Source organism: Allobosea sp. CER48, assembly GCF_044752385.1.
Lineage (GTDB): Bacteria > Pseudomonadota > Alphaproteobacteria > Rhizobiales > Beijerinckiaceae > Allobosea.
The window spans coordinates 1-8,315 of sequence record NZ_JBIWYK010000105.1 but is presented as its reverse complement, the minus strand read 5'-3'; the positions used below and the strand labels follow the sequence as shown (position 1 = coordinate 8,315).

General features: G+C 67.8%; 8 protein-coding genes. All 8 read right to left on the bottom strand.

Translation table 11 applies throughout. From position 1 onward, the window contains the following. A partial coding sequence (locus ACIPIA_RS06245; RefSeq protein WP_400507705.1) for a hypothetical protein occupies positions 1–208 on the bottom strand: 208 nt, incomplete at its 3' end. A 6-nt stretch (positions 209–214) separates the two neighbouring features. Continuing rightward, the gene (locus ACIPIA_RS06240) at positions 215–829 is read right to left on the bottom strand and encodes a LysE family translocator (RefSeq protein ID WP_400507704.1); all 615 of its coding nucleotides are present in this window, start codon (positions 827–829) and stop codon (positions 215–217) included. Positions 830–903: 74 nt separating this feature from the next. Beyond that, entirely contained in the window at positions 904–2,031 is a 1,128-nt protein-coding gene (recF, locus tag ACIPIA_RS06235) for a DNA replication/repair protein RecF (RefSeq protein WP_400507702.1), read from the bottom strand. Between the two features lie 10 nt (positions 2,032–2,041). Then, the gene (dnaN, locus tag ACIPIA_RS06230) at positions 2,042–3,157 is read right to left on the bottom strand and encodes a DNA polymerase III subunit beta (RefSeq protein ID WP_400507700.1); all 1,116 of its coding nucleotides are present in this window, start codon (positions 3,155–3,157) and stop codon (positions 2,042–2,044) included. Between the two features lie 157 nt (positions 3,158–3,314). Further along, positions 3,315–4,835, bottom strand: a complete 1,521-nt coding sequence (gene dnaA, locus ACIPIA_RS06225; RefSeq protein WP_400507698.1) for a chromosomal replication initiator protein DnaA — start codon at positions 4,833–4,835, stop codon at positions 3,315–3,317. A gap of 785 nt (positions 4,836–5,620) precedes the next feature. After that, complete coding sequence (gene rpsT, locus ACIPIA_RS06220) at positions 5,621–5,887, bottom strand: 30S ribosomal protein S20 (protein ID WP_149131629.1); 267 nt, start codon at positions 5,885–5,887, stop codon at positions 5,621–5,623. 179 nt (positions 5,888–6,066) lie between these two features. Beyond that, positions 6,067–7,068 carry a threo-3-hydroxy-L-aspartate ammonia-lyase gene (locus tag ACIPIA_RS06215; RefSeq protein ID WP_400507696.1) on the bottom strand — a complete coding sequence of 334 codons (1,002 nt, stop codon included), beginning with the start codon at positions 7,066–7,068 and terminating at the stop codon, positions 6,067–6,069. Positions 7,069–7,204: 136 nt separating this feature from the next. Further along, the gene (locus tag ACIPIA_RS06210) at positions 7,205–7,978 is read right to left on the bottom strand and encodes an enoyl-CoA hydratase (RefSeq protein WP_400507694.1); all 774 of its coding nucleotides are present in this window, start codon (positions 7,976–7,978) and stop codon (positions 7,205–7,207) included. Between the last annotated feature and the right edge of the window lie 337 nt (positions 7,979–8,315).

Sequence of the window (8,315 nt, the reverse complement as noted above, 5' to 3'; positions counted from 1 at the left end):
GCGGGTGGATGCCGGACATGCCCGATTGCCAGACCAGCGCCGTGCCATAGGCGAGGAAGACGAAGCCCAGCATGGCGTTGAGCGTCTGGGTGATCGCCATGTTCAGGCCACCGGACGCTGCAAGTCGCCGCGGCCAGCCGAACAGCCGCCAGAAGGCGGCGTGAAACAGCGCGAAGCCGAGATCGAGCAGGCCGGCGGCCGCCAGCACCGCGGCTCAGCTCCGGGTCGCGATTGCGGCGGCGGCGCCCAGCATCACGCCGCCGGTCGCACGGTTGATCCAGCGCATCGCGCGCGGGCTCGCCACCAGCCGCCGGGCGCGGTCTGCCGCATAGGCATAGGCCATCAGCGTTCCCGTGATGATCGGAGCGATCAATGCGGCGACCTCGATGAAGGCGAGCGCGGTCAAGGCGTTGAGATCGATGACCAGCGGCAGGATCGAGAGGAAGAAGACCATGACCTTCGGATTGCCCAGCGTCAGCGCAATGCCGCCAAGGAACAGGCGGGCGCCCTCGCCGCGTGCGGCGGCGGAGGGCTTCGGCGCCTCGGCCGGAGCCGTCCAGGCCTTGTAGGCGAGATAGAGCAGGTAGGCGCAGCCGGCATATTTGACCGCGGCGAAGACGCCGTGGAAGCTCTGCATCAGCACGCTCAACCCCAGCGCCGAGAGCGTGAACCAGACGAGGTCGCCCATGACGATGCCGGCGAGAAAGGGCAGCGAGCCCCGGAAGCCCGACGAAAGGGAACGCGCGACCAAGGCCGCGATGCCAGGGCCGGGCGAGGCGACCGCGAGGAAGTAGACGCCCGCGAACAGGGCGAGGCTGGAGAAATCCATGGCCTGTCTCCGAGAAGGCCGGACATTAGCAGCAATGGCCGCAAGCGTCCCATCGCAAGGCGTGGCCTGATCGATCAATCGATCGGATCGGCCCGCCCGGGCGTGATCGCAAAGCGGCGTGCACCGGCGGGCAGATCGCCGAACAGGGCCGCATCGGCCCCGGTCATCCAGACCTGGCAGCCGAGACCGGCGAGGCCGTCATACAGTGCCGCGCGCCGGCGCGGATCGAGATGAGCCGCGATCTCGTCGAGCAGGACGAGGGGCGCGATGCCGCTCATGGCCGCCACGAGCCGGGCATGGGCCAGCACGAGGCCGATCAGCAGTGCCTTCTGCTCGCCGGTCGAGCCCTGGCCGGCCGGGATGTCCTTCGGGCCGTGCCGGACTTCCAGATCGGAAGCCTGAGGGCCGGCGAGCGTGCGTCCGGCGGCCCGGTCGCGATGGCGGCCCTGGCGCAGAAGGTCGCGATAGGCATCCTCCGCGTCGATCGCGGGCAGGCGTGTCACGAGCTGGTCGATCTCGCCAGAAAGCGCCAAGTCCGCATAGGGAAAGGGCGAGGCTTCATCGCGCGTCTCGGCAATGATCGCGGAGAGACGCGCGACCGCCTCGGCGCGGGCGGCCGCGACCGCGACGCCCAGTTCGGCGATCTCGCGCTCGACGGCGTCGAGCCACTGTCCCTGTCCCGGGCTCTCCTCGAGGATGCGGTTGCGCGAGCGCAGTGCGCGTTCGAGCGCGTTCGAGCGGGTGGCGTGGCTCGGGTCGATCGCCAGCACCAGCCGGTCGAGAAAGCGCCGCCTGTCGCCGGCTGCGCCCCGGAACAGCCCGTCGAGATCGGGCGTCAGCCAGACCACGCGCAGATAGTCGCTGAACGCGAGCGCCGAGCCGACGGCGGCTCCGTCGATGCGCGCAAGCCTCGCCCGGCGCCCTTCCGCATCCAGGGAGCCGAGCCCGATGCCGAGCCGTCCCGCCTCGTCGGCGAGCGTTACCGAGGCGGCAAAGGAGCCGTCGCCGCCCTGCCGCGCCATGGCCGAGAGTTCGGTCCGGCGCAGGCCACGGCCCGGCGTGAACAGCGAGAGCGCTTCGAGGATATTGGTCTTGCCGGCTCCGTTCTCGCCGATCAGCGCAACGATTTGGCCCTCGACCGGGAGATCGAGGGCCTCGTAGGAACGGAAATCCTGCAGGATCAGGCGCGCGACGGCGGCCATAGCCGCGGAATCAGACGCGCATCGGCATCAGCACGTAGAGCGCGGAGGCCCCTTCGCGATCCTGGATCACGGTCGGCGAGCCGGGATCTGCGAGCTTGAGCAGGGCGGTATCGCCATCGAGCTGGGCGGCGATGTCCATGAGATACCGGGCGTTGAAGCCGATATCGAGCGGGCTCGCCTCGTAGTCGACCTCGATCTCCTCGGTCGCGGAGCCCGAATCCGGGTTGGTGACGGAGAGCGTCATGCGCCCGTCGGCCATCGAGAGCTTCACGGCACGGCCCCGCTCCGACGAGATCGTCGAGACGCGGTCGACGGACGCGGCAAAATCGCCCTTGTCGACGGTGAGGCGCTTGTCGTTCCCGCTCGGGATGACGCGCTGATAGTCGGGGAAGGTGCCGTCGATCAGCTTCGAGGTCAGCACGACGCTGGCCGTCGCGACCCGGATCTTCGAGCCGGACAGCTCGACCGCGACCTCGCTCTCGCCGTCTTCCAGCAGCTTCTGGATCTCGGCGACCGCCTTGCGCGGCACGATGACGCCGGGCATGCCGACCGAGCCCTGCGGGGCGGCGGTGTCGACGCGGGCGAGGCGGTGCCCGTCGGTCGCGACCGCGCGCAGCACCGGGCGGCCTTCGACATCGATGGTGTGGAGATAGATGCCGTTGAGGTAGTAGCGGGTCTCCTCGGTGGAGATCGCGAACTGGGTCTTGTCGATCAGGCGCTTCAGCTCGCCGGCAGGCAGAACGAAGCGGTGCGCCATCTCGCCGGCGGTGATGTCCGGGAAGTCGCTCTCGGGCAGCGTCTGGAGCTGGAAGCGCGAGCGGCCGGAGCGCAGGACGAGCCCGCTGTCCCCGGTCGTCTCGAGCGAGACCTGCGCGCCGTCCGGCAGCTTGCGGACGATATCGTAGAGGGTATGTGCCGGGACGGTCGTGGCGCCGGACTCGGCCGCTTCGGCCGGAATGGTCTCCACAACCTCGATGTCGAGATCGGTCGCCTTGAGGCGCAGGCCGTTCTCGGAGGCACTGAGCAGCAGGTTCGACAGGATCGGGATCGTGTTGCGGCGCTCCACCACGCGATGCACGTGGCCAAGCGACTTGAGCAGCGTGGAACGTTCGACCGTGACCTTCATGATTGTCTAGTCTTCTGGCGCTAGCCGCCCGGGCATGGCTGCCCGGGCCGAATGAATGGCCAGCGACATTGCAGGACGCGGAGCGGGCGCGCAAGGCCTGCGCGCGCCGGCAGCCACAACCTTTGGCAGGAACGGATGCGCGCTATCCGCGCAGGCCTCACTCCTGCAGCATGCGCTTCAGCAGGTCGACCTCGTCATGCAGCGAGCGGTCCTCGCTGATCGCCTTCTCGATCTTGCGCACGGCGTGCAGCACCGTGGTGTGATCGCGCCCGCCGAAGCGGCGGCCGATCTCCGGCAGCGAGCGCGGCGTCAGGGCCTTCGACAGGTACATCGCGATCTGGCGCGGCTTGACCACCGCTGCAGTGCGGCGCTCCGAGAGGATGTCGGCGCGGCTGACATTGTAGCGCGTCGCGACGAGCTTCTGGATGTCCTCGATCTTGACGCGGCGCGGCTCGCGCGTCCGCACGAGGTCGCGGATCGCAGCCTCGGCCGTCTCGAGCGTCACCAGTTGGCCCGAAAGGGTCGCATGGGCGAGCAGCCGGTTGGCGGCGCCGTCGAGGTCGCGGCCATTGGTCGTGACGACGCGGGCGACATAGGAGACGACATCCGGGCCGACCTGGAAGTTGGGGTGGGCGCCCTGCAGCGCTTCCATACGGCTCGACAGGATCTTGGCGCGCAGCGCCTCGTCGAGCTCGCCGACCTCCACGACGAGGCCGCCACCGAGACGCGAGCGGATGCGCTCGTCGAGCGCCTCGAGCTCACCGGCGAGACGGTCGCCGGCGACGACGATCTGCTTGCCGGCATCGAGCAGCGCGTTGATCGTGTGGCCGAACTCCTGCTGGATCGACTTGCCCTGGATGAACTGGACGTCGTCGACGATCAGCAGGTCGATGCCGCGCAGCTTCTCCTTGAAGGCGAGCGCGGTCTGCGACTTCAGCGCCGCGACGAAGCCGTACATGAAGCGGTCGGCGGTGAAATAGGCGACACGCTTGCCCTGGCGACGCGCCTCCTGGGCGACCGCCTGCAGCAGATGCGTCTTGCCGAGGCCGACACCGGCGTGGAGATAGAGCGGGTTGTAGGGGCTCTGGCCAGCAGGAGCCGCCGCGATGCGCTCGGCGGCCGCGAATGCGAGCTGGTTCGACTTGCCGACGACGAAGCTCTGGAAGCTCATGCGCTTGTCGAGCGCCGTGCCGCAGGCATCGACCGAATCGGATTCGGAGGGCTGCGCGCCGTCCTGAGCGGCCGGCCGGGCGGCCTCGACCGCGTCGCTGCTGGGCGCAGCGGCGGGGCGGGCACGCAGCGCGGTCTCGGCGCGCGGTGCGACCGTGGTCTCGCGCGAAACCGTGCGGACCGAGAGCAGTACGCCGTTCGGAGCCGGCAGCTCCGCCATGCAATTCACCCTGAGCCGCTCCGCGTAATGCGCCTCGAGCCAGCTCTTGAGGAAGCGGGTCGGGACCGTGAGATAGGCCACGCCCTCGACGATGCCGGAGAGCTCGAGCCGGCCGAACCAGCTGGAGAAGACGTCTTCGCCCAGCTCGGCGCGCAGGCGCCGGCGGACCCGCTCCCAGGCATCCTGAACCGAAACCTCTTCCAGCTGAACCCCGGCGGCCTCGTCGGCCGCGATCACCACCACAGACGCTGTCTCGACCGTTTCACCGAGTTCCTGTCGCTCGAACATCAATGGCCCCATTCTTTGAAAATTTGCGCGCCTTGGGATTGGCGGCCGCAGATGCGGACACCTTCCCGGTGCTGTTGTCCGGTTGAAAAAGGATCCCCTCCCGACGGACGCGCTGGCGCCCGGCAGGTCCTGAATCCCTGTTTTGTCGATTACGCTTGGAAGGCTCGTCGAAGGACGGTGCCGCCCTTTATCTCAACATCGAAAGACAAAGGAGCTACATCCTCCAACCTCCATGGTCGCGAGCCAAAACGCTTATCATCTCTGGAAACCGCCTGGTGGACATTGCTGTCCGCCGGGCGACGAAGGGACCTTACAAGGCGCTCTCGACGGGCTGCAACATCCCTTTCAGCCGGCTTCCGAGACTCGCCTTGCGAGGTGGGCCCGCCAAGGCGGTGCCACACCCTGCAATTGGTTGGGGAACTTAAGATTTTCTTGACGCCCGGCCTCTTCGCCCGCCGCGAATCTTTTTTTTCGGGCCTTCGAAATGGCTGCCGCAGAGTCGCCGCGATTCCGTCCTTCAAAATCCTTTGCCCACTAAGGTGATGATAATTCAGGTCTTTTTATGTGCGACGGAGTCAGGTTTCGGGTGCAGTTTTGCGCCCTCAAGCGCGTCCGGGAGTCAAGGCCGCAAAGCCGTGGAAAGCCTGTGGAAACAGCTTGCCAGCCGCACTTTTTCCGTTCCGTCGAGGCCTGTGGCTGAGTCGCCACAGAGGCGCCCGAGCCAACGAAAAAGCCCGGCCGCGAGGCCGGGCTTTCGCCGTCGAAATGAACGGTATTCTTAAGGCTCAGGAAGCCAGCGCGCCGATGCGGTGGGCGAGGCGGGAAACCTTGCGCGAGGCGGTGTTCTTGTGAACCACGCCCTTCTGGGCAGCGCGCATGATCTCCGGCTGGGCGGCCTTCAGGGCCTCGGCGGCGGCAGACTTGTCGCCCGAGGCGATCGCCTCCTCGACCTTGCGCAGGAAGGTGCGCATCCGCGAGCGGCGGGTCTTGTTGACCTCGGTGCGGCGGGCGATCTTGCGCGTAGCCTTCTTGGCCGACGTCGTATTGGCCATCGAAACGTCCTCGTTCTCATCGCGGCCCGGCGTCTGGCATTATTGCCGACGGTGCTGGCCGCTTCCTTGCTGGAAAAACGTGAGCGGCGGCCTAGCTTGCGCGGGCCGCCGCGAGTGGAGGGGCTATAGTCGCTTGCGACCCGGCCGTCAACGACGGAATCGCTTTTGCCGGATTGTCCTCAGGCGGAAGGCGCGATCAGGCGGGCAAAGCTCGCCAGATCGACATTGCCGCCGCTAATGATGACGCCGACGCGCTTGCCCTCGACCGGCACCTTGCCGGTCAGGGCCGCGGCCGCGGCGAGGCAGCCCGTCGGCTCCACCACGAGCTTCATCCGTTCGGCGAAGAAGCGCATGGCGTCGACGAGCTCGGCATCGCTGACGGTCAGGATGTCCTCGACCAGCGCCTGGATGATCGGGAAGGTGCGATCGCCGAGGAAGGCGGTCTGCGCGCCGTCGGCGATGGTCTTGGGTACGCCGATCTTCACGATCCTGCCGGAGCGCAGCGATTGCTGGCCGTCATTCCCGGCCTCGGGCTCGACGCCGAAGATGCGGCAGTCCGGATTGAGCGCCTTGGCGGCCAGCGCGGCGCCCGCGAGCAGCCCGCCGCCGCCGAGCGGCACGATCAGGATATCGAACGGGCCGGCATCCTCGATCAGCTCCTTGGTCGCCGTGCCCTGGCCGGCGATGACGTCGGCATGGTCATAGGGCGGGATCAGGGTGAGGCCGCGCTCGCCCGCGATGCGGTTGCCGATCTCCAGCCGGTCCTGGGTATAGCGGTCGTAGCGGACGACCTCGCCGCCGTAGCCCTGCGTCGCCTCGACCTTCGCCTGCGGGGCGTCCTCCGGCATGATGATGGTGGTTGGCACCCCGAGCAGCTTGCCGGCATAGGCGATGGCCTGGGCGTGATTGCCTGAGGAGAAGGTCAGCACGCCCGCCTTCTTCTGCGCCGCGGAAAGGGCCGAGATCGCATTGTAGCCGCCGCGGAACTTGAAGGCGCCCATGCGCTGCAGGTTCTCGGGCTTGAAGACGAGGCTGGCCCCGCTGCGCCGGTTGGCCGTCGCCGAGCTCATCGCCGGCGTGTGATGTGCGACGCCCTTCAGGCGCTCGGCGGCGCGCTCGACGTCGGCATAGGTCGGGAGCGTCAGCCCTTCGGGGGCGGCAATGCGGGCTGGGGTGGTCATGGCGTTCGTCCTGCTGATGATCGCGCATCGTGTCAGCAGGGCCGGTCCGGGTTCAAGTCAAAGATCGGCACCCCGGCCATGCGCGCGGGTGATCGGTCGCGCGGACCGGCGCGCCGCCGGCCCGCGCGGTGCCGCTTCAGGCGTTCTTGAAATCGGGCTTCCGTTTCTCGGAAAAGGCGGACATGCCTTCCTTCTGGTCGGCGGTGGCGAAGAGCGAGGAAAAGACGCGGCGCTCGAAGCGCAGCCCTTCCTGCAGCGTGACCTCGAAGGCGCGGTTGACCGATTCCTTCGCCATCAGAACCGACGGCAGCGACTTGGCCGCGATGGCCTCGGCCGCCTTCAGAGTCTCCGCGAGCAATTCGGCGAGCGGCACGACGCGGGCGACGAGGCCGGAATGCTCGGCTTCCTGTGCACTCATCATGCGGCCGGTGAGGATGAGGTCCATGGCCTTCGCCTTGCCGATCGCCCGGGTCAGGCGCTGCGTGCCGCCGGCCCCGGGGATGACGCCGAGATTAATCTCGGGCTGGCCGAATTTCGCGTTGTCGGCGGCGATGATGAAGTCGCACATCATGGCGAGCTCGCAGCCACCGCCCAGCGCGAAGCCGGCGACCGCCGCGATGATCGGCTTCTTGCGCAGGCCGATCCGGTCCCAGTCCTCGAACTTGTCGTCGAGATAGGTGCCGGGGAAGGTCCGCCCATGCATCTCCTTGATATCGGCGCCGGCGGCGAAGGCCTTTTCGGAGCCGGTCATCACGATGCAGCCGATGCCGTCATCCCGGCCGAAGCCGTCGAGCGCCGTGTTGATGTCGTCGATCAGCTGGCCGTTCAGCGCGTTCAGCGCCTGCGGCCGGTTGAGCGTGATCAGACCGACCTTGCCCTTCGTCTCGACGAGAATGGTCTCATAAGCCATGGCGGCCTCCCCGATGATGCTGTCGCCGCAAGCTTTAGCGGGCCGCGAAGGCCCAAGTCCATGCGCGTTGCGCGCATCCGCGCATTCGCGCTGCCTCCCATGTCCTGCCGGCCTGTGCCGGCATGGTCGGGCCCGTCCCGGCCATCCGCGGCTTCCTTCGTGACGCGCGGGTTAAAGGCGTGGATGCCAGCCGTAAGGGCGAACACGCCGGTCATTCGCCTTCATTCGCCCGCTTTGCGCGTTCGTTGATCGGTGAGGGGCAGCGGAGCGCCGCGCGGCACGGCGGACATAAGCCGCTTCGCGATTCCAAAGCTGCGGGCTCGACGTGCGCATTGCC